The organism is Pseudarthrobacter sp. NKDBFgelt (assembly GCF_046097905.1).
GTDB lineage: Bacteria > Actinomycetota > Actinomycetes > Actinomycetales > Micrococcaceae > Arthrobacter > Arthrobacter polychromogenes.
Genome location: NZ_JBJURL010000012.1, coordinates 38,842 through 57,262 on the forward strand (window position 1 = coordinate 38,842; position 18,421 = coordinate 57,262).

Consider the following 18,421-nt stretch of genomic DNA (forward strand, 5'->3'; position numbering starts at 1 on the left):
AGCTCCTTAGACCAGGGCGCCAACGACGCCGCCAGCGGAGGCTGCGAGGATGCAGCCGCCGAGGACCCATGCCAGCCGGCCGGCGTGCTCGCCGCCCTCGCCGCGTCGGTTGTTGATCATCATCGTTCCGGCTGTGATCAGGATGCCGGCCACGGCCAGGCCGAAGACGATCCAGGCGACCCACTTGAGGATCGTCAGCAACCCTTCAGCGCCGGGAGGGGCCTCGCCGGTGCCCGGGTTCGGTATCTCGGTGATGGCAAAGCTTGACCATTCGAGGGCCTTGGAGAACAACATTGGGTTTTCTTCTTTCTACTTGGCCGGGAGACCGGCAGTGGCAGCGACGGCGAGGCGTATCTGCTCGAGGACGGTGCGGGCTTCTTTGGGAAGTTCCTCGGTGGCGACGTCATGGCCGTAACGCCATCCGTCGACCCACGGGAAATGCCACAGGTGGGGCACTCCCCCACCGACGACGCGGGCGAAGTCGCGGATCTCTTTGGGGAGCCGTCCGGGAGCGTCAGCCATGACCATGAGGCCGGCGACGTGGATCCCGGGAAGTGAGCCCGAAGCCCATTCCGTTGCCGCCAGCCGTGCTGCGCGAAGGCCTGGGATATTGGACCGTGCAACGAGGACGATCACGGATCCGGCTGCCGTCAAGGGCCAGTGATGCTCGGCGGCTTTGGTGCTCTTGTCCAGGCGTGCAAGGGACGTTTCGCCCGCGCCGCCGTGGACGCCAAGCCACCAAAAATCCGGTTCCTTCCCCGCAGCGTTCCTTCGGGGAAGCCGGTCCGCGTGGTCCGGTTGCGGAACGCTCAGTTGCGGCCTCGTCGCCCCCGTTGGGATGAAAGGCGGCTCTTCCGGGAAGGCAAGAACGGGTTCGTCGATAGTTTCTGCGCCGAGCGTCACCCAGCGGTTCTTTGAGACCGGCATTTCACTTCCCCTACTAATGTCCGCAAAGATCGTATCGGTACCATCCGACACGAAAGGCCAAAAGTGACCCCCAACAACAGGTTTAGTACCTTTCAGTCACTTCCAGTACATCACAGTACCAATTTGTGGTCTATGCTGGCTCTATGCGGTGGGACGGACTGAGCGTGGACCCCAAGTACCTGGAAGCACTCTTCGCCAAGTACCCGGAGCGTCTTACGCCCCAGGACCTCGAGGAGATCTTCGGGTTGTCTCGAAACACCGTCTACCGCTGGCTCCAAACCGGAGTGATTCCTGCTTACCAAGTCGAGAAGACATGGTTGATCGCCAGAGATCAAGTCAAGGACTGGGTCTGGGAGAACCGGAACACGCTCAGGAAGGGCCAGACACCAGAAGTGAACGACGAGGACCAGCCCTAGGGCGAAGCAGCTGACGAGCAGATGTGAGGGGGACACATGCAATCACGAACGAGCGCGCCTGCGCTGGTCGCCGGCGCCGTCCTTGTACCCGCCGGCTTGGTGCTGTCCATCATCCTGTTCGGTGGGGGCTCTCAGGCCGTGGCCGACGTCTGCTCACCGACCGGGTTCAGCGTCAGCGTTGACGCAAGCCAGCTGCCCAAGGTCGCTGTCGCCGGTTACGAGGGCGAGCAGCTGAAGAACGCCGCCCTGGTCATCAACGCAGGAAAAGCCCTTGGCCTGTCGGCCCGGGGGCAGACGATCGGTGTCATGACGGCCATGGGCGAATCTGGGCTACGTGTCCTGGACTACGGCGATGGTCCGGGCCCTGACTCCCGGGGACTGTTCCAGCAGCGCGACAACGGTGCGTGGGGAACCTACCTGGAACGTATGGACCCTACGACTTCAGCCATGAGCTTCTTTACCGCCCTGCAGAAGATCAGCGGGTGGGAACAGCTCGAACCCACCACGGCCGCGCACCGGGTCCAGCGCAACGCCGACCCGTTCCACTACCAGTCCTACTGGGCGGCGGCCGTCGAGGTCGTCGCCGTCCTGGGCGACGCAAAGATCACCGATGCCGGCGGGGAAAGCTCCTGCGGCATCCCTGGGCAATCCGGCAAGGACGATGACCTGCCGTGGCGCACGGCCAAGATCTACGAGCCCTCCCCGCTGGGCATGTACAACCGCGAATGCGTCGACTTCGCCCTCTGGCGCGTCAACCAGCAACTCGGCAGCACCACGGCCCCCTACAAGGTCCTGAACGGCACCTTCCGGCCTGACGGTGCGGTGCTCGGCTCTGCCCTTACCTGGAAAGACGGCTGGGATGCCAAGGGCTGGCCCACCGGTGGAACACCCCGTGTCGGCGCTGTCGTTTGGTACTCCCCCGGCACCGGGGGCGCCGACGGCACCTACGGCCACGTCGCCGTCGTCAAAGCCGTCAATCGTGACGGCAGCTTCGTGGAAGAGGGCTACAACGGCAACCCTGCCCCGAATGACCACACCTATTACACCCGCACCGTAGAGAACAGCACTCCCAGCGCCTTTCTCTACCTGCCCGGCAGCGACTCACTGGAGGAACCATGAAACGCGCCCTGACAGCCCTCGCGGCCCTGCTCGTGTGCACGGCCTGCGCGCCGGTATCCACCTCAACACCCGCGGAACCATCGCCCAGTGCTTCCGCCGCCACCTCCGCCACGCTCAGCGCGGGCGGCAAGCCCCAAGCTCCCGGTGGCACAGCACCGGCTACCCTGGGCATCGCCTGGGACGAGGCAAGCAAAACAGCCGCGCTGGACACCGCGACCAAGGCCATGACGCTCTATGCCCGACCAGCAGTCACCGACAAGGTCTGGATCCAGGAACTCGGCCAGCTCCTGACCCCCCAAGCAACCGCCGATTACCAATACGTTGACCCGGCCAACATCCCGGTCACCAGGATCACCGGAGCGGGCCAGCTCAGGATCGAAGAGAGCAACGGTTTTGGCTGCCATGTCGTCTTTCCCACCGATGCCGGCGACTACGACGTGCAGCTGCTCCGCAGCGCAGCCGACAAACCCTGGCAGGTCAACCGTTTCACACCCCCGAACGGCACAAAGTAAGGACAGATGATGGAAACACAAGCACTCGACTTCCCCAAGATCAACGCCGTTCTACGCACCAACGGAACCGGCGAAGTCACCATCAACGGAACCTCCCACGCTATCGAGGCCGCCGACGAAGCCGCCGTCCTTAGCGATGCATTACGAATCATCACCGAAACCGCGGCTCAGCTCGGCCGACCCGTCCGCGTCAGCACCACCGACCCGGACGGGCAGGGCCTCATCATCGTCTCCCCCGAAGGCGTCGTCAGCGAGGCCGCACCGATCAAGCCCACCCCGCGGCGGGAGCAGGACCCTCTGCCGGACACAGCAGCCCCTTCGCCCGAGACGGCCAAGGCCACGACCAAGGCCGCGCCGGCTCCCACGCCAGCTTCGGTCCCCGATGCCTCTCCGGCCGAAGAAGTACCGGCACAAGCTGTCGACGCTGCGCCGGTGACCTTCGGTGCAGCCGTCACGCCCGCGGCCGCCCAGGGGCCCGCACCGGCCGCCAAAGCAGCCGCTGCGGAGCCTGCCACCCGGCGCAGCCTCAAAGACACCTCATTCCTCATCAGCGCGCCCGTGCTCCAGCCGGCCACGCGCGGCTGGCGCGGCGTTCTCAGCCGCCTGGGCTTCCGGATGGACCCCTCACCCGAAGAGTTGGCCGAACGCGAAGACATCCGCACAGTGAGCCAGCACTGGCCCGGCCCCCGCACCGTCGCTGTCGTCAACCGCAAAGGCGGAGCGAACAAAACCCCCACCGTCGTCATGCTCAGTGCGATCCTGGCCCGCTACAGCGGCGCAGCGACCGTGGCCTGGGACAACAACGAATCCCAAGGCACTCTCGGCTGGCGCACCGAACAGGGCGGCCATAACAACAGCGTCCTGGATCTCATCGACTCATCAAAGGCGCTGCTCTCCCCCAGCGCCCAAGCCGCCGAAATCGCCCAGTTCGTCCACCACCAGACGTCCGACAAGTTCGACGTCCTGCGCTCAGACGAGAACGAGGAGGGCGACCATGAAGTGACCGCAGAGGAGGTGGATATCGCCCACCAGGTACTCACCCGCTACTACCGGCTCATCGTCATGGACTCCGGAAACACGGCCCGCGCGGCCAACTGGCGGCGAATGATCCACCACACCAACCAGCTCGTGGTCCCCGTGACAGCCATCGAAGACCGCGCCGAGGCCGCGCGCCTGACCCTCCAAACGCTGGAATCCCGCGGCGGACACGATGCCGAGCTGGCCCGCAACGCCGTCGTCATCGTGTCCGAGTCCACCGACGCCAAACGCAGCATGAGCGGCGATGCGCTCAAGCGCGCCAAGGATGAAGCCCGGCGGATCGCAGACGGCTTCGCCCCCCATGTACGAGCCGTAGTCCGAATCCCCTACGACCCCGCCCTGGTCAACGGCCCCATCCGCTACGACGCCCTCCAACCCGCCACCCAACGCGCGTGGCTCGCCGCAGCCGCCGCGGTGGCCAAAGGCTTCTGACCTCGTCTAATGGAAACGACACGCCGAACGGGCCGCGCAGTTAACGGTACCGGTACCTATAGGCTGGGGTTTATGAGTACAGCCATCCACAGACGCGTACGGGGTACAGGGGCCGGCAACGTCGTCCTCAAAGTTGACGTTGCTGCCGATGCTAAAGCTCTGGTGGAACGTCTTGCCACCCACATGGGGCTCTCCAAAGGACAGGCAGCCGAACGCCTCCTGATGAGCATCCGGCTGGATGCTCGCGGGTTGCCTATTTGGCCTGACATAGACGACCACCAGGAACAAGGAGCCCTGCCTATCGATAAGGCTTCCTAACGGAAGAAGGCCCCTCCTAAAAGGAGGGACCTTCCTAATCCTTCGCTCAGATCCCTCATCCGCCAAGATCCGGATCCGAGCTGTTACAACACCCACGCTGTGGGTGCCATTTGTGTTACCTCGAAAGGAACTACTGTCCCTATGGTACCGGAACCGGTATTGACGTCAACGCATGCCCTTGTGAGTGTCGCTCCACGTCCCAAGCCGGAAGATGCATGGGGTCTTGCTCCGCTGATTGCTGGCGCGCCTTCGTACCGGTTGGGGCGGTGGATTGGGCAGAGGTTTCAATATCCTCGGCCGAAAAATGCGCCGAAGATCACTCCGTCTTTGCCGGGACATCCTGCTGCTGTAATGGTGCACGGCACGGATGGCCGAGTCTCCACGCTGTGCTTGGACTTTGATACCTCGAAGGCGCTGAAGGGCGTGGTGGACTCGGACGCGGTCCGGGTGGGCCAATTGTTGTCGGCGTGCGGCATGAGGTTCGTGGAGGATTTCTCCCCCAGCGGTGGACGACACCTGTACGTGCCGCTGCACGACCGGATGGACGCAGCCGAGGCCCGGGAGCTGGTCGAAGCGCTAGCCCTTATGGCCACCAGTCTTGACCCGAGCCCCCACCAGAACATCACAGACGGGTGCATCCGTGTCCCAGGAACGATCCACAAGTCCGGTGGCCACCAAACCCTCATCACTCCCCTGTCCCAGGCGTACGACATCCTGCGCCGCCGCAACCCAGCACGGGGCTTAGTGCAGCTGCGTACGGCGTTGGCGCCGGAACTGGCCCGCAAACGCGCACTCAAGGCCCGCGAAGCGAAGACCGTAGCCGCTCAACGGACCGGCGGGCTGCCGGCGCTCTCACTGAGATCCAGTAGTGAGACCCCGCTGCGACGGGTCGCACGAACCGGTTTGTACGACACGGCTAAGTACAAGGGCCCGTCCGAGGCCCGAATGGCCGTGCTGAACCACTTCAGTGCCTGTGGCTGGTCCCTGCAGCACGTAGAAAACGAACTCGTCGGCCAGTTCCCGGGCCTAGCTGCCCTCTACGGATCTGCAGAACGCCAGGCAAGGCTCCTTCCGTACGAGTGGGCCAAAGCCCAGGCCTTCACCGGTGCAGCTTCGAGCGCCCGAAAACCGCTCCCCCGTAATCGCGGGGAAAGGAGTGCACTTATTAACAACACAAGCGCCACTTTAACCACCGGGGGGGCAAGCAAACCCAGCAGTGCTGCCGTACACCAACTCGTGAACGACTTGGAAAATGTTCTGTACGCAGTCCTTGACCACAGACTCCAAAAACGCGGTCGAGAAGGCCTCAGCCTCCGTCTACTGATCCGCGGATTGTTGGGATACATGCGGGCTAGAGAAACAGACATCCTGGATGTCGGTTGCCGCACTCTTGCTGTCGCGATGGGGAAACACCACGTCACCATCGCCAGGCTGCTGCCCGTCTTGGTTCAAGCTTCTGATGGGATCCTCACTAAGATCGCCGACGCACGTCAGAAGGCGGCCGATGTTTACCTCATTCAACTCCCTGAGCACTACCAACAACTTGCACGGGAACTAACGTGGCGGAAAGGAAAAATTCATGCCGTCCGCCCCGTGTTTCGGGCCCTGGGAGACGTGGCTGCCCTTGCCTATGAGGCAATTGAACGTGGGCGCCACTCCCCCACCACCGCGGAAGTGGCCCGCAACAGTGGTGTCAGCCGCAACGCCTGCTCGGCCGCATTGGCTGAGATGGAGACACTCGGCATGATCCAGCGCCACGGTAGAACGTGGAAAACCACTTCAGTGAACCTCCGCATGCTCGCCGCCAGGCTCGGAGTGCTCGACGACTACCTTGACCACATCCGGCGGAATCGTCACGAACGCGCGATCTGGCATGCCTACCTCGATAGGTTCAAGACACTCCAGCTTGCGATCGATGAGGTCGATTTGTTTGATTCTGAAAGGGATGAGTATTGGCTACCCCCGGATGATGCGGCAGTGTGGCGAATAGATCAGCCCGCATAGGTCTCTGGTGCAGTTGATTTCGCTGGCAGCTACCAAAATGCTAGTGAATCGGTAGTGCCTTAGTAGTGTTTCGCTAGCACAGCGTTTCGAGTTGGTCCCACATCCCTGCTGAGCGTGGGTGACGATTGCGTGGAGCTTATGCTCGCGTCCAGCAGTTTGAGGTTGATCCTCAGCCACGGTCGTGTAGTAGTTCGATAGCACTTTGAAACTGCTCCGATAATTTGGGCTGTGCATTGGTACGCCGCCCACGTACTGATACTACTTTCATAGTGCTATCGAATAAGTAGTGTTTCGCTAGCAAACTTGCTCCTTTGGCAGTCATCAGCTGCCCCTCAGTTTCACAATCACTATCAAATCAATAGTGATTCAATAGCAATTTAGTAGCGAGCAGTATTCCATATGACGCGCATGACTCCAGTCAGGGAGGTGAGTACTTGGGCTTGCTGGCGGCCTGGTCCCTCAGCGCCCATCGCTATCAATCGGATAGTGATGTGATAGCAGTTGAAACTGCTATCACCCTATCCGAGGATCTTCTCTCGATCCGGCCCATTTGCTACTGCTTTCATAGTGCTATCAAACAGGTAGCGTGTCGCTAGCCTTTTGCTATCAACCTCGGCATTAGGTTGGAGGCATGATCATTGTTGTGGGTAGCGAAAAGGGCGGCGTCGGCAAGTCCACGGTTGTAACCAACCTTGCTGTTGAGCTGGCGAAGCGGGGGATGCGCATAGCGGTCGTGGACGGCGACCGGCAGCGGTCCACTGCTCGTTGGGCAGTAGACCGCGAAGAGGCCGGGCATGAACCTCGCATCTTTGTAGTGGAGAAACTTGGGAGCCTGCACGAGACGCTGCGTGAACTGGATACGAGCTATGACGTTGTCCTTGTCGATGTGGCAGGGAAGGACAGCAAGGAGATGCGCACAGCCATGACTGCGGCCCACCAGTTGTTGATCCTGACGCAATCGAGTCAATTTGATCTCGATACACTCGCGACTGTCGATAGGTTGATTGAAACTGCCCGTGACTTCAATCCCTCCCTTCGAGTCAGAGGGGCTCTTACACGGGTATCAACCAACGCGTTCGAATCTGAAAGTGGCGACGCCAGGGATTACCTTTCCGACTATCCGAGTATCGAACCACTGCGAACCGTTCTGTATGAGCGCAAGGCTTATCGAGACGTGGTGGGGGAGGGGCTCGGAGTTGTTGAGTGGAAGAACCCTAAGGCGGCGAGGGAAATCCGTGGGCTGGTAGAGGAGTTGATGGGGTAGTGGCAATCAAGAAGCGGTCCGCGTCCGAGAAAGCTAGGGACGAGGCTATCGAGGCGTTTGGCAATGCCGCTGAACCACTACTGACCTCGCCGGCTGTCAGCGCTGAGCGCGGAATTCCAGCCAGGCCCAGTGTCACGCCCACACTTAGTGATTCGAGGGACAAGGGGACTGCCAGAACGATGTTGCTTCGTTTTGACGAGGACCGTGAACTCATGGACTTACTTGCGGACGTGGCGAAGCTCGAAGGCCGAAAGAAGCATCCGATGGCATTGCGCGCTCTTAGGATCGGTCTCGAGCAGGTCCGCGACAGTTACGAGTAAGTAAGCCACCTGGATCTATGAAGTTGCTATCAAGTTGATAGCAACTTCATAGCAGTCACAGGGGACTGCTGAAGGTTTAGTTGACAGCTGGGGTTGATAATTTCTTACGCGGCTGAGGCCGCGTTTTTTATTGTCTCAAACTCGATGGGTGTCAGCCGGCCGAGGGCGCGTTGACGGCGTTTGCGGTGGTAGCTGCGTTCGATCCAGGTTGTGATGGCGAGCCGGAGTTCGGCCCGGGTTTCCCATCGTTTCCGGTTCAGGACGTTCTTTTGCAGCAGGGAGAAGAACGATTCCATCGCGGCATTGTCACCGCATGCTCCTACCCGTCCCATTGATCCGCTCAGCCCGTAGGTGTTCAGGGCCAGGACGAACTTTCTGGATCTGAACTGGGACCCTCTGTCCGAGTGGACCACTGTGCCGGCCGGTTTCCTGAGAGCCACGGCGTGGTCCAGCGCGGCAACGGCCAGAGACGCTTTCATCCGCCCGTCCATGGAGTACCCGACGATCCGGTTCGAATGCAGGTCCTTGATCGCGCACAGGTACAGCTTGCCTTCCCCGGTGTGGTGCTCGGTGATGTCCGTCAGCCATTTCCGGTTCGGTGCCGTGGCGCTGAAGTCCCGTTCGATGAGGTCATCGTGGACCGGAGGGCCGGCCTTGAGCGCTGAGCGGCGCCGGCGGTGGATCACCGAGAGGATGCCGTTCTGGGAGCACAGCCGCCAGATCCGGCGTTCACTGGCCACAGGGCCGGGTCCGGCGTTGATCTCATCGGCGATGAACCGGTAGCCGAAGGCAGGATCGTCGCGGTGGTGGTCGATGGCGGCGTTGATCAGGTGGGCTTCTTCCCAGTCCCGGGCGGGCACGGGGTTGGCGGCCCACTGGTAGTAGGCCTGTCTGGAGAAATTCAGTACCCGGCAGGACACTGCCACGGGAACCCTGATCGGGGCGTCCCTGGCAGCCAGCTCGCGGACCAGCGGGTACATCATTTTTTTGGATTGATGTCCCGGGACAGATAGGCCACGGCACGGCGCATGACTTCAGCTTCCTGCTCCAGGAGCCGGATGCGTTTATTGGCCTCCCGCAACTTCGCGGCGTCATCAGACACGGCCCCGGACTGCACGCCATCTTCTCTGTCGGCAATCTTCATCCAGCGGTGCAGGGCAGCAGGTGAGACCCCGAAATCCTTGGCGATCTGGGTGATGGGCGCTTCGCCCTTGCGGGCAACCGCCACGACATCGCGGCGGAACTCTTCGGGAAAGGCTTTGGGCATGAGGAACATCCTTCCACCCGCAAGGATCAAATCCTCACAGGCAAAGTGTCAATCAAACCTTCAGCAGTCCCTTCCAGTTGGAGCATGATGGCCTGTGGGCCACTACCCTCTGGTAGGTAGAGAGCGATTCTGATGTACGCTATCCACTCGCTCGTCGTTCGTCAATGGTTCCGCTCAATCCGGGCTTCGCAGCTCGTGGCGGTCGCCCGCCTACCCGATCGCGTTGACGCTGGCCAGGCGGCCCAGTGGAGCCGTGGAGAGCCAATGTCGAGTAGGCGCACGGATGTTGGTATGGCGCCTGGCAGCCAGCCGGTTGTGGTTGCTGTTGTATCGGCGTGTATTCACGTCAACCAAGGCGTACCAATCGGGATGGGCTCGGCGGGCCCCATCAGCAGCTGGCGCACAACGAGCGTCAACCGACGACCGGGATGTCGACGGCGATCGCGGGCGTTCAACTTGTCACCGGCGTTGAATCACGGATCCCTCTTGACAGAAGGCTTCTCTGTGTGACAGAAATGGCAGATACTCGCCCCATAGGCGAGCCAGTTGCTTTGATCAGGAGGCTTGAGTTGAACACAGACCTGTCCGTGAACTACATATCCGTCGGCGGAATCAGGACGCGCTATATCGATCAGGGCGAGGGTCCGGTCATCCTCCTGATCCACGGTGGCCACTCGGGTATGAGCATGCCGGGCGGCGGGGATGGTTGGGCTCCCGTCATCGCTCCTCTGGTCGACAAGGGCTTCCGCGTCGTGACCTTCGACAAGCTGGGGCAGGGAGAGACTGACCTCGCGCCGACGCATGCCGAGTGGACGTTCGATGCGGTGGTCAAGCACGCCAGGGGCTTCATCGACGCTCTGGGACTCGAGGACATGATTCTGGTCGGGCACTCGCGCGGTGGCCTGCTGGCGAGCAAGCTCGCTCTTGACATGCCGGAGTCGACCAAAGGTCTCTTCATCGTGTCGAGCGCGACGCTCGCTGGCACCGACCCTAAGTTCCGCGACGTTGAGTTCTACGACGCGATCACGCGTTCGCTTCCGGCGGACGCGTCTCCGGAGGAGATCTGCGGAGCCTTCTTCCGTGCGCAGTACGTGACCCCGGTGCCGCAGGAACAAATCAATGCGGCCGCCGCTAAGTACGTCAAGGAGAACCACCAGAACGCCCTCAAGACCTACCCGATGGTTGAGAAGAAATACTGGGAGCCGAGTCTTCAGGCGGCGAAGGACGACATCTGCGCTCGCCTCTTCGCCGGCGAGGTCAATATTCCCGTCGAAGTCGTCTGGGGCCGCGACGATCGCTCGGCGCCGGTTGACCTGGGCATCGCCTTCTACCAGAAGCTCGCCCTCGTCTCGGAGACCACGAGCCTGCACATCCTGGGAACCGCGGGCCACTACGTCTTCGCGGAGCGAACCGAGGACTTCGTTCGAATCCTGGCGGACTACGCAGGCCGTCGCAGCGCCAGCTATGCGACGCGTCGTTGATGGTGATCCTGGGGAACTATCCCGCTTGACGGGGTCTTCGAGTCCGTGCCGGATTGGCGCAGCGCGCCCAGATCGTGCTGCTGGCTTCGGCGTGCGAGTCGAACACCGCGATCGCGGACAAACTGGCCTGTATCTCTTGAAGTGGCCCCCCTGTTCGTGTCCGGTTTCCGGCGACCACGGTGGGCTCTGGGAGAGGGGCCGAAGACAGCGGCGGTTTTCGGCTGGGCGTGATGTGCCCGTGAAAGAGATCGCGGCGCCCGTGGCTCCGTCCTCCCCGGACGAACCCGGTTGAGGGAATTGTTGCCCGGGCTGGTGTGCCGGTTGCGCTCAGCGCGCCGGGCCGGCCCGGCGCAGGCGCCGGATGACGCACAAGCGCGGGATCCTTCGGCGGGCGACAGCCGCAGGGCGGCCCGCATTGGGGCATGGCGGTCCTCCCGCGGGGTGGATTCTACCCTTGATTCCGCTCCCCCTTCCACGGGCCACTGGCTGGCCCCGCCAGAGGGGGCGGAGGAAGAAGCGGTCCCCATCGTGGAAGCCCTCGGCTGCGGCCGGTTCTGGGTCTGAGATCGGTGCCGGGCGGGGCTCACACTGGCCGGGCCTTCAGATCGGACTTGGTCATGCGGAAGGACGCCTCAACCTGCCACAGGTCGTGATACGCGCCGATCACCGCTGCTGCGGACATCTTCTCGGCGCCGGTGACCTTCAGGAACCTCGCCTTCTTCAGCGGCGTGCTGCCCGGGCAGGGACTGGGGAATTAACGGTGTATTCGGCTCGACACGCCGGGGCGGCAAGCCTGGCGGGAAGGAGCCCGATATGGCCGCAACACTTGAGGCTGTGCCGAGTACGAAAGCCGTTGACGAACTGACAGAGAAATCCGAGGCCGAGGCTGCCCGCGAGCTGGTCAGGATGGCGAGGGAGCAGGGGCTGTCCCTGGCCGGTCCTGACGGACTGCTCAAGCAGCTGACCAAGACCGTCATCGAAACCGCCCTGGACGAGGAACTGACCGAGCACCTCGGTTATGAACGGCACGACACGGCGGCGAAGGATACTGCCAACTCGCGCAACGGAACGCGGTCCCAGACCGTGCTGACGGAGACGACAGGCCCGGTGCAGATCGACGTTCCGCGGGACCGGGAGGGGTGCCGATAGGCCCTGCTGCGAAGGTCCCGTGCTGCGTTGGCGCCGAGGATCAGCCCCCGATATACGGGGCGGTTTCTAGTGAACGTTGCGAATTAGATGTGTTTGCATCCGGTGTCCTAATCGTTGCATGGCTGCCCGTGGCGAGCGGTCGTTGAGACATGCTCGGGGCCTGTCGTTGAGTCCGTCGCAGACGTCATCGAGCTGGTCTAACTCCACACGTTCAGGTCCGTGCCCTTTGGAAAGTACTGCCGGAGCAGTACGGGGTCGCTTTAAGGGCCCTTCGCAGTTAAGCATGGTTGATGTCTCGGCCGGGCAGGGGCACTGACGGTCGGTGTTGTTGAAACCAAAGACCGGGCCGTGGAGAACGCGGCCTTGAAAGCTGCCGTGTCGTATTTGGCTGCGTCGATCGGGAGGTGCGCCCGGGCTTGTAGAGCCGCAGACCGTCCGTGCCGCAGGCCCATTCCGGTGGCGGACGGTGTGCCTGCGGCGCGGACGATCTGCGGCGGGACGAACCACCCGAGACTCCCCTTCCGTCGTACCGGAAGCACTCCGAAAAGACCAGGACTTTGAACAACCTGAAGGACAGACCCATGACCACAAACTCCTCAGATCTGGCCCTCACGGTCGCCGTCACCCACCGTGGCGCTGGAAAAGAAGCCTTCGCGCACCTAACGCGGGGTGAATCCCTGGCCATGATTCCGCCGTTGATCCTCGAACTTTCCGGCAGGATCAGCCGCCGGGCTGCGCTCCTAGAGGCGTCATCAATCGACGCGGCCCACAGTTCCGATGACCTGGCCGCCCTCGCCTGGATTCAGCAATCCCTGGAAGATGTTGAAGCCACCATCATGGGACTGTCGGAGGTAAACCGCCGCCGTTCTGCAGCGTTCCACGGTCCTGCCCCTTCTTCTGCCGGAAGCCTTGGTCCCCTAGGTTCCGCCGGGGCCGCCGGGATTTGGGCCCTGGCTTGATCATGCCGGCGGGCTGCCGCTCCTCCGTTCCGTCCCAGGGACATTTGGCGTGTCCCAAAGTACTGATCACCGCCCTCAGATTAAGGATTTGACCATGCACGCAGCACCCGGTTGTCTCGTCGTCGCCGTTCACACCCGAAAAGAACTGGACGCCGCCCTGGATGAAGCGGTGGATCTGCTGAAGCCGGCGGCGATGGCTGAACACGTCGGCATCTCGGTGGCCCGCCTCGCCCCGGGCCGCTATGAAGCGCGCCTGGACAGCGACGTTCCACGCGGTGTGACACTCGAAAGGTGGGGGAGCGGGCTGCGATGAACGGACAGCAGAGCGATCTCTCCGGCGCGCCGGCTGGCAGCGTTTTTAGCATGGTCTGCCCCGCCGCCCGCCAGGCCGGCTGTTCCCTGCGTACGGCGGCTCTCGGCGCAGCGCCGGGGAGGAATGGGTTGAAAGAGTCGCTGACAGAATGCGAAATCGAAGTCTTCCTGTCCCTGGCCCGCGGGCACCGCATCGCTGTGAGGGATCATGAAACCGGGGCATTGTGGTACGGGCGGGTTGACATGACGTTTCCGGAACACGGATTTGTCTGGGTCATCACGGACGTCGGTGAGCGGAAGTTGCTCGACGTTGGCGTGCACACAATCTGGCGGCCGGAGGAGTCCGGCGCCTGCGGCCGCGTTCGCCGGGAAGCCGGTCGCCTTGGGCCTTCGACGATGAGCAGGGTGAGGGCCGCCTGACGCCGGGGGCAGGGCGTGGCCGCATGCAGCTGCGGCGTGGTGCGGCAGGAAAGAGGTCAGGGCCTCTTTGAATTGGTCGCGACCAAGCAACCAATACCCAAAAGAGACCCTGACATGAATAACTCTATGTCGTGTTCCGGTGGCCGCTGGTGCACGCGCGCGGATGCGCTGCTCGGTGTCGAGGGCGTCCGCGTCAGCTCCGTCACGGCAACCGGTACCGGCCTGCTTCTGGGCGTCGAAACCGGGGAGAACGTCACCGGCTGCGCCGACTGCGGCGTCATCGCGGTCGGGCATGGACGCCGCCAGGTCCGTCTCCATGACATTCCCTGTTTCGGCCGCCCGGTGCGGCTGCTGTGGGCCAAACGTGTCTGGCGGTGCCCGGACCCGGACTGCCCGAGAACGACGTTCACAGAGGAGCACCCGCTGGCAGGACCACGGGCGAAGCTCACCGCCAGGGCCGCCGGGTGGGCGACCGATGCGCTCCAGCATTTCGACACCTCGGTCTCCGCCTTGGCCCATCAGCTCGGCGTCTCCTGGCACACCGTCTGGGACGCGGTCAGGATCGAAGCCACCCGGCGGATCGCATCGACCGGCCGGCTGACCGGGGTAGATGCGCTCGGGGTCGATGAGCATGTCTGGTCCCACACCGGCCCGCCCGGAACCGGCATGGTCACCGGGATCGTGGACCACACCCGCGACCCCGCGGGGGTGGTGCACGCCAGGTTGCTTGACCTGGTTCCGGGCCGGTCGGGGAAGGCCTATGCGGACTGGCTCAAAGAACGCGGCGCAGGGTTCACTGCCGGGATCAAGACCGCCGCGCTGGATCCGTTCCGCGGCTACGCGAACGCGATCCGTGACGAGCTGCCCAAAGCCATCGCCGTTCTGAACGCGTTCCATGTCGTGAAGCTCGGCTCGGCCATGATCGACGAGGTCCGCCGCCGGGTCCAGCAGGACACCCTGGGACACCGCGGCCGCAAGGGCGACCCGCTCTACGGAATCCGTCGAACCCTGCAGATCGGCGCCGAACACCTCACCGACAAACAAGCCGCCCGGCTCGATGCTAAGCTCAGCGCCGGGGATCACGGCCACGAAGTCACCCTGGCCTGGCAGTGCTACCAGAAGCTCCGCAACATCTACCACGCCCGCCCGGAGCGGGGCCGGGAACTCGCCAACGAAGTAATCACATCATTCCCGACCTCCCCATCCCGGAAGTCGCCCGACTCGGGCGGACACTCAATGGAAGACAGCGATCCTAGCCTACTTCGACACCCACGGCGCTTCCAACGGACCCACCAAAGCGATCAATGGCGTCATCGAAACCACCCGCCGAATCGCCCGCGGCTTCCGCAACTTCACCAACTACAGACTCAGATGCCTACTGGCCGCCGGCGGCCACCGCCCCTACCGGAACAAACAGACCAACCATGCCTAAACGCGAAGCCGCTTTAAGTCTTCTAGACCAGGCGCCCCTGGAGTTCTTCTGCGGCTGCCCGGAGCATGCCCCCGAGGTCGCTGCGAAGCTCCTCCGACATGCGGTGGGCCGGCACAGATACGTTGATTCCGTAGACAGTGCCGCTTGGGCCGGCAACCGCGGCGGCGACCGATGTCACCCCGTCTTCGCTCTCTTCGCGGCTATTTGCGTAACCCCTGTGCCGGATTTCGTCGAGCTCCCTTTCAAGGTCCGACCTGGAGGTAATTGAGTTGGTAGTCAGCTTGGGGAGTTCCTGCCCTGGGTACAGATTCCGCAGCTGCTTCTCACCGAGGAGGCTCAGCATCGCTTTACCAGTCGCAGTGCAGTTTGCTGGCAAGGTGAGGCCCTGGCGGGAACCGACGCGGACCGCTCGCCTGCTTTCGATGGCGTCGATGAATTGGACGTCAGTCCTCTCAAGCCTGGCGAAGTGGACGGTTTCTCCCGTTTGTTCGAAGATCCGCTCGAGGACCGGCCGGGCCAGTGTCCGGATGTCCACCTGCCGTCTGATCGCAAAGGCAATCGAGCTCAGCGCCTGCCCAGGTTCGTAGGCCCGGGTCGCCGGGTTCTGCCGAACGAAGCCACGGTAGAGAAGCATGCCCATAAGCCGGTGCGCCGTCGACGACGCCACGCCCAAGTAAGTGCTGGCATCGGTCAGCCTGATGCTGGGCTGGGTTTCGAACAGCAGGAGCAGCCGCAGGGCGTTATCAACAGACTCGATGGGGTATTGCGGCGGCGGACCGTATTTGGATCCGTCTTCTGTCTCTGTCGATCGCATGCCTTGTATCGTACCCAGCGTCGGCGGGACTGTCGGCACTGCCGCGCTGGCCGGCTTCATGGGCTGACGCTCAGCCGGGCGAGCTCGTGTCGCCAGGCGGTCGCGATGTTGAACGGCCCTCCGAGATCTGGCAGCTCCGCCATGTCGGGACCGGGAAGGTCGTGCAGCTGCCCTCCGGCTGCTGTGATCTGAAGCGACAGGCCTGCCAAGGTGTTTACGCTGATGGCTTGGAGGACCGCCTGCTCCATCGTCGGCGCCGCGCTGGTGAGGCCGTGTCCGCGCAGCAGCACCACGGGCCGATCGCCCATGGCGTCGAGCATTTCCGCTGCGAGCTCGCGGTTTCGCACGAGCACTCCTCTGGGGTAGACGGGTATTCCGTCTGCCGCCAGGCGGGTGCCCGGGATGTCGAACGCCCCGACGATCGGCCGGATGGCGAGCCCTGCCAAGTCGGCGGCCACGACCTGCGGGGGGTGGGCATGCACAACGGAGTTGATATCCGGGCGCCGCCGCAGCAGCTCGGTGTGCAGAGGCAGCTCGTTGGGGACCGTGTAGCCGCTGTCGAGCTCGCCTTCGGCGGCGGGATTGCCGTCGAGGTCGACCAGCCGGATGTCGTTGGCTTCGGTGTGCGCGAGGCCACGCTCCTTGGGACCCCTGCAACGGACCAAGAGCTCGTTCTCCCCCGTTCGCGCACTGATGTGGCCGAGGATTCCGTCGGCGAGGCCGCGGCCGGCCAGGACCCGGCAGGCCATTGCGATGGCCTGCCGTTGCTCTTCGTGGACCACCGGCGGCTGACTTCCCCGCATCAGAGTGCCGCCGTCGGCCGGGGCTCGAGCAGGAGCTCGAGTTTGTCGCGCAGTTCCTGCACGCCGATCCCTGATCCCATGCCGCGGCGGCAGGCAAGCAGGGCCTTCGGCCAGTTCACGATCGCGGCACCGTACAGTTCCACTCCGTCGGTGGTGTAGAGCGCTGCGAACCGACCGTGCAGCTCAGGGTCTCCGATGAGGACATGGTCGGCGTTGCCTCCCACGCGACCGACGACCTGGATTTTCCAGTCGTGCTGGTCGCTCCAGACGTATTCAACCGGTGTGTACTCGCGGGGACTGTCCGGATGGGTGATGTTGTGGGCGACGCATGAGGCTTGCTCAACCGCGTTTGTCCAGTGCTCGATCCGGATGTCCGCACCGTGCTTCTGATGCCGCCAGCGCGCCACGTCGCCGACGCCATACACGTTCGGGGCGTCCACAGCCCTGCAGAACTCGTCCAGCACGACGCCGTTGTCCACCAGCAGTCCCGAGGAGGCCAGCCAGGCGTCGTTGGGAACCGCGCCGATCCCGATGAGAACGGTGGCGGCTTGTACTGTCTGGCCGTTGGTAAGCCTGACGCTGAAGGACCCGTGCTCGCCCTCAATGGCCTCGACTCCGGTGCCAAAGATCGTGGTGACGCCGTTGTTGCGGTGGAGTTCTCCAAACAGCTGTCCGATTTCGGCGTTGAAGATGCGGCTCATTGGTATGGGCATCGGGTCGATGACTGTCACTTCCAGACCGAGCGTACGTGCCGTCGCGGCTGCTTCGGCACCGATGAAACCGGCGCCGATCACTGCCAGTTCCCCGCCTTTGAGGAGGTCGGCGCGCAGTTTCCGGGCATCGTCCAGGGAACGGAGCACGTGGATCCCGGGCCGTTGGCCCCAGGGTGAGGGTCGGGCAGATGCGCCCGTGGCGATCACAAGGTTGTCGAAGTGTAGGGGTTCGTGGTCCTGGAGGTACAACAGGTTTCCGGCGACATCGATGCCTGTGGCGGCGTGCCCGAGCAGCAGCCGGATGCTGGCTTCCTCCGCCTGCTCGCGGGTAAGGAGGCGGATGGACGACTCCTCTGCTTTGCCGGAGAGGACGGATTTGGACAACGGCGGCTTGTCGTACGGGAGTTCCGTCTCAGCACCGACGAGGACGATGTCGCCTTCATACCCCTCCAGGCGCAGGGACTGGGCAGCACGCACGCCGCCGATTGAGGAGCCGACGATAACTGTGGTCGTGTTCATCAGTCCTCCACTACTAGGGCGGACACCGGGCAGCTGCGGGCAGCCTCGGTGACACGGGAACGCTCGGCCTCGGGAACTTTGGTCCTGAGGAGAACAACGATTCCGTCGTCATCCAGATCAAAGTAGTCGGTTGCCCCAACGACGCAGTTGGCGTAGCCCTGGCAGGCTTGCAGATCTGCTTTTACGGTAGGCATTGTCAATC

At 63.2% G+C, this 18,421-nt stretch carries 20 protein-coding genes and 2 pseudogenes; 15 read left to right on the forward strand and 7 right to left on the reverse strand.

Translation table 11 applies throughout. From position 1 onward, the window contains the following. Positions 1-6: 6 nt before the first annotated feature. Together ACKAE7_RS05270 and ACKAE7_RS05275 are read right to left on the reverse strand one after the other, a co-directional pair. Positions 7-294, reverse strand: a complete 288-nt coding sequence (locus ACKAE7_RS05270; protein WP_264963376.1) for a hypothetical protein — start codon at positions 292-294, stop codon at positions 7-9. 15 nt (positions 295-309) lie between these two features. Beyond that, the gene (locus ACKAE7_RS05275; RefSeq protein WP_264963377.1) at positions 310-927 is read right to left on the reverse strand and encodes a DUF6668 family protein; all 618 of its coding nucleotides are present in this window, start codon (positions 925-927) and stop codon (positions 310-312) included. 143 nt (positions 928-1,070) lie between these two features. On the opposite strand from ACKAE7_RS05275, the gene ACKAE7_RS05280 reads away from it, so the two are divergent. The 8 genes from ACKAE7_RS05280 (at position 1,071) to ACKAE7_RS05315 (ending at position 8,350) form a co-directional block, all read left to right on the forward strand. Beyond that, positions 1,071-1,343, forward strand: a complete 273-nt coding sequence (locus ACKAE7_RS05280) for a helix-turn-helix domain-containing protein (RefSeq protein ID WP_011689726.1) — start codon at positions 1,071-1,073, stop codon at positions 1,341-1,343. Positions 1,344-1,379: 36 nt separating this feature from the next. Further along, positions 1,380-2,462 (forward strand): CHAP domain-containing protein, encoded by a 1,083-nt coding sequence (locus tag ACKAE7_RS05285; RefSeq protein WP_264963378.1) that lies wholly within the window; start codon positions 1,380-1,382, stop codon positions 2,460-2,462. After that, the gene (locus ACKAE7_RS05290) at positions 2,459-2,974 is read left to right on the forward strand and encodes a hypothetical protein (protein ID WP_264963379.1); all 516 of its coding nucleotides are present in this window, start codon (positions 2,459-2,461) and stop codon (positions 2,972-2,974) included. Before ACKAE7_RS05285 ends, ACKAE7_RS05290 begins: the two co-directional genes overlap by 4 nt. Before the next feature lie 6 nt (positions 2,975-2,980). Continuing rightward, a complete protein-coding gene (locus ACKAE7_RS05295; RefSeq protein ID WP_264963380.1) occupies positions 2,981-4,444 on the forward strand; it encodes a chromosome partitioning protein ParA in 1,464 nt (487 codons plus the stop codon). Positions 4,445-4,516: 72 nt separating this feature from the next. Continuing rightward, a complete protein-coding gene (locus ACKAE7_RS05300) occupies positions 4,517-4,762 on the forward strand; it encodes a hypothetical protein (RefSeq protein ID WP_264963381.1) in 246 nt (81 codons plus the stop codon). A 390-nt stretch (positions 4,763-5,152) separates the two neighbouring features. Next, positions 5,153-6,766 carry a hypothetical protein gene (locus ACKAE7_RS05305; protein ID WP_286404961.1) on the forward strand — a complete coding sequence of 538 codons (1,614 nt, stop codon included), beginning with the start codon at positions 5,153-5,155 and terminating at the stop codon, positions 6,764-6,766. A 631-nt stretch (positions 6,767-7,397) separates the two neighbouring features. Beyond that, the gene (locus ACKAE7_RS05310; RefSeq protein WP_015062035.1) at positions 7,398-8,030 is read left to right on the forward strand and encodes an AAA family ATPase; all 633 of its coding nucleotides are present in this window, start codon (positions 7,398-7,400) and stop codon (positions 8,028-8,030) included. Continuing rightward, on the forward strand, positions 8,030-8,350 hold the full coding sequence (locus ACKAE7_RS05315; protein WP_015062076.1) for a hypothetical protein: 321 nt from the start codon (positions 8,030-8,032) through the stop codon (positions 8,348-8,350). The genes ACKAE7_RS05310 and ACKAE7_RS05315 overlap by 1 nt, the downstream gene beginning before the upstream one ends. Before the next feature lie 104 nt (positions 8,351-8,454). Here the strand turns inward: ACKAE7_RS05315 and ACKAE7_RS05320 are convergent. Next, positions 8,455-9,617, reverse strand: a protein-coding gene (locus ACKAE7_RS05320; protein WP_286404762.1) for an IS3 family transposase whose coding sequence is annotated in 2 segments (ribosomal slippage) — positions 8,455-9,336 and positions 9,339-9,617 — 1,161 coding nt in all. Because the reading frame shifts where the segments join, the coding sequence is not laid out codon by codon here. Positions 9,618-10,186: 569 nt separating this feature from the next. Between ACKAE7_RS05320 and ACKAE7_RS05325 the strand changes: the two genes are divergently transcribed. The 7 genes and pseudogenes from ACKAE7_RS05325 (at position 10,187) to ACKAE7_RS05355 (ending at position 15,370) form a co-directional block, all read left to right on the forward strand. Next, positions 10,187-11,098: an alpha/beta fold hydrolase gene (locus ACKAE7_RS05325; RefSeq protein ID WP_286404958.1), complete on the forward strand. Its 912-nt coding sequence runs from the start codon at positions 10,187-10,189 to the stop codon at positions 11,096-11,098. Positions 11,099-11,911: 813 nt separating this feature from the next. After that, positions 11,912-12,238, forward strand: a pseudogene (locus ACKAE7_RS05330) (transposase); the annotation flags it as partial. Positions 12,239-12,828: 590 nt separating this feature from the next. Then, positions 12,829-13,206, forward strand: coding sequence for a hypothetical protein (locus ACKAE7_RS05335; RefSeq protein WP_047040757.1), 378 nt, complete (start codon positions 12,829-12,831; stop codon positions 13,204-13,206). A 94-nt stretch (positions 13,207-13,300) separates the two neighbouring features. Next, entirely contained in the window at positions 13,301-13,519 is a 219-nt protein-coding gene (locus tag ACKAE7_RS05340) for a hypothetical protein (protein WP_047040755.1), read from the forward strand. After that, positions 13,516-13,938, forward strand: a complete 423-nt coding sequence (locus ACKAE7_RS05345) for a hypothetical protein (RefSeq protein WP_408978643.1) — start codon at positions 13,516-13,518, stop codon at positions 13,936-13,938. Before ACKAE7_RS05340 ends, ACKAE7_RS05345 begins: the two co-directional genes overlap by 4 nt. A gap of 126 nt (positions 13,939-14,064) precedes the next feature. Then, positions 14,065-15,078, forward strand: a pseudogene (locus ACKAE7_RS05350) (ISL3 family transposase); the annotation flags it as partial. Positions 15,079-15,187: 109 nt separating this feature from the next. After that, positions 15,188-15,370, forward strand: coding sequence for a transposase (locus ACKAE7_RS05355; RefSeq protein ID WP_319951670.1), 183 nt, complete (start codon positions 15,188-15,190; stop codon positions 15,368-15,370). A 22-nt stretch (positions 15,371-15,392) separates the two neighbouring features. Here ACKAE7_RS05355 and ACKAE7_RS05360 read toward each other — a convergent pair whose 3' ends face one another. The 4 genes from ACKAE7_RS05360 to ACKAE7_RS05375 are packed head-to-tail and all read right to left on the reverse strand — an operon-like array spanning position 15,393 to position 18,413. After that, the gene (locus ACKAE7_RS05360; protein WP_047040750.1) at positions 15,393-16,184 is read right to left on the reverse strand and encodes an IclR family transcriptional regulator; all 792 of its coding nucleotides are present in this window, start codon (positions 16,182-16,184) and stop codon (positions 15,393-15,395) included. Between the two features lie 56 nt (positions 16,185-16,240). Continuing rightward, positions 16,241-16,966, reverse strand: a complete 726-nt coding sequence (locus ACKAE7_RS05365) for a class II aldolase/adducin family protein (protein ID WP_408978644.1) — start codon at positions 16,964-16,966, stop codon at positions 16,241-16,243. A gap of 20 nt (positions 16,967-16,986) precedes the next feature. Further along, positions 16,987-18,219 carry an NAD(P)/FAD-dependent oxidoreductase gene (locus tag ACKAE7_RS05370; protein ID WP_264963629.1) on the reverse strand — a complete coding sequence of 411 codons (1,233 nt, stop codon included), beginning with the start codon at positions 18,217-18,219 and terminating at the stop codon, positions 16,987-16,989. Continuing rightward, a complete protein-coding gene (locus ACKAE7_RS05375; RefSeq protein WP_264963630.1) occupies positions 18,219-18,413 on the reverse strand; it encodes a ferredoxin in 195 nt (64 codons plus the stop codon). The genes ACKAE7_RS05370 and ACKAE7_RS05375 overlap by 1 nt, the downstream gene beginning before the upstream one ends. Positions 18,414-18,421 lie beyond the last annotated feature (8 nt).

Coding starts and splice junctions, on each gene's coding strand:
- ACKAE7_RS05270 (WP_264963376.1), bottom strand. CDS start 294: ATGTTGTTCTCCAAGGCCCTCGAATGGTCAAGCTTTGCCATCACCGAG.
- ACKAE7_RS05275 (WP_264963377.1), bottom strand. CDS start 927: ATGCCGGTCTCAAAGAACCGCTGGGTGACGCTCGGCGCAGAAACTATC.
- ACKAE7_RS05280 (WP_011689726.1), top strand. CDS start 1,071: ATGCGGTGGGACGGACTGAGCGTGGACCCCAAGTACCTGGAAGCACTC.
- ACKAE7_RS05285 (WP_264963378.1), top strand. CDS start 1,380: ATGCAATCACGAACGAGCGCGCCTGCGCTGGTCGCCGGCGCCGTCCTT.
- ACKAE7_RS05290 (WP_264963379.1), top strand. CDS start 2,459: ATGAAACGCGCCCTGACAGCCCTCGCGGCCCTGCTCGTGTGCACGGCC.
- ACKAE7_RS05295 (WP_264963380.1), top strand. CDS start 2,981: ATGATGGAAACACAAGCACTCGACTTCCCCAAGATCAACGCCGTTCTA.
- ACKAE7_RS05300 (WP_264963381.1), top strand. CDS start 4,517: ATGAGTACAGCCATCCACAGACGCGTACGGGGTACAGGGGCCGGCAAC.
- ACKAE7_RS05310 (WP_015062035.1), top strand. CDS start 7,398: ATGATCATTGTTGTGGGTAGCGAAAAGGGCGGCGTCGGCAAGTCCACG.
- ACKAE7_RS05335 (WP_047040757.1), top strand. CDS start 12,829: ATGACCACAAACTCCTCAGATCTGGCCCTCACGGTCGCCGTCACCCAC.
- ACKAE7_RS05340 (WP_047040755.1), top strand. CDS start 13,301: ATGCACGCAGCACCCGGTTGTCTCGTCGTCGCCGTTCACACCCGAAAA.
- ACKAE7_RS05345 (WP_408978643.1), top strand. CDS start 13,516: ATGAACGGACAGCAGAGCGATCTCTCCGGCGCGCCGGCTGGCAGCGTT.
- ACKAE7_RS05360 (WP_047040750.1), bottom strand. CDS start 16,184: ATGCGATCGACAGAGACAGAAGACGGATCCAAATACGGTCCGCCGCCG.
- ACKAE7_RS05370 (WP_264963629.1), bottom strand. CDS start 18,219: ATGAACACGACCACAGTTATCGTCGGCTCCTCAATCGGCGGCGTGCGT.
- ACKAE7_RS05375 (WP_264963630.1), bottom strand. CDS start 18,413: ATGCCTACCGTAAAAGCAGATCTGCAAGCCTGCCAGGGCTACGCCAAC.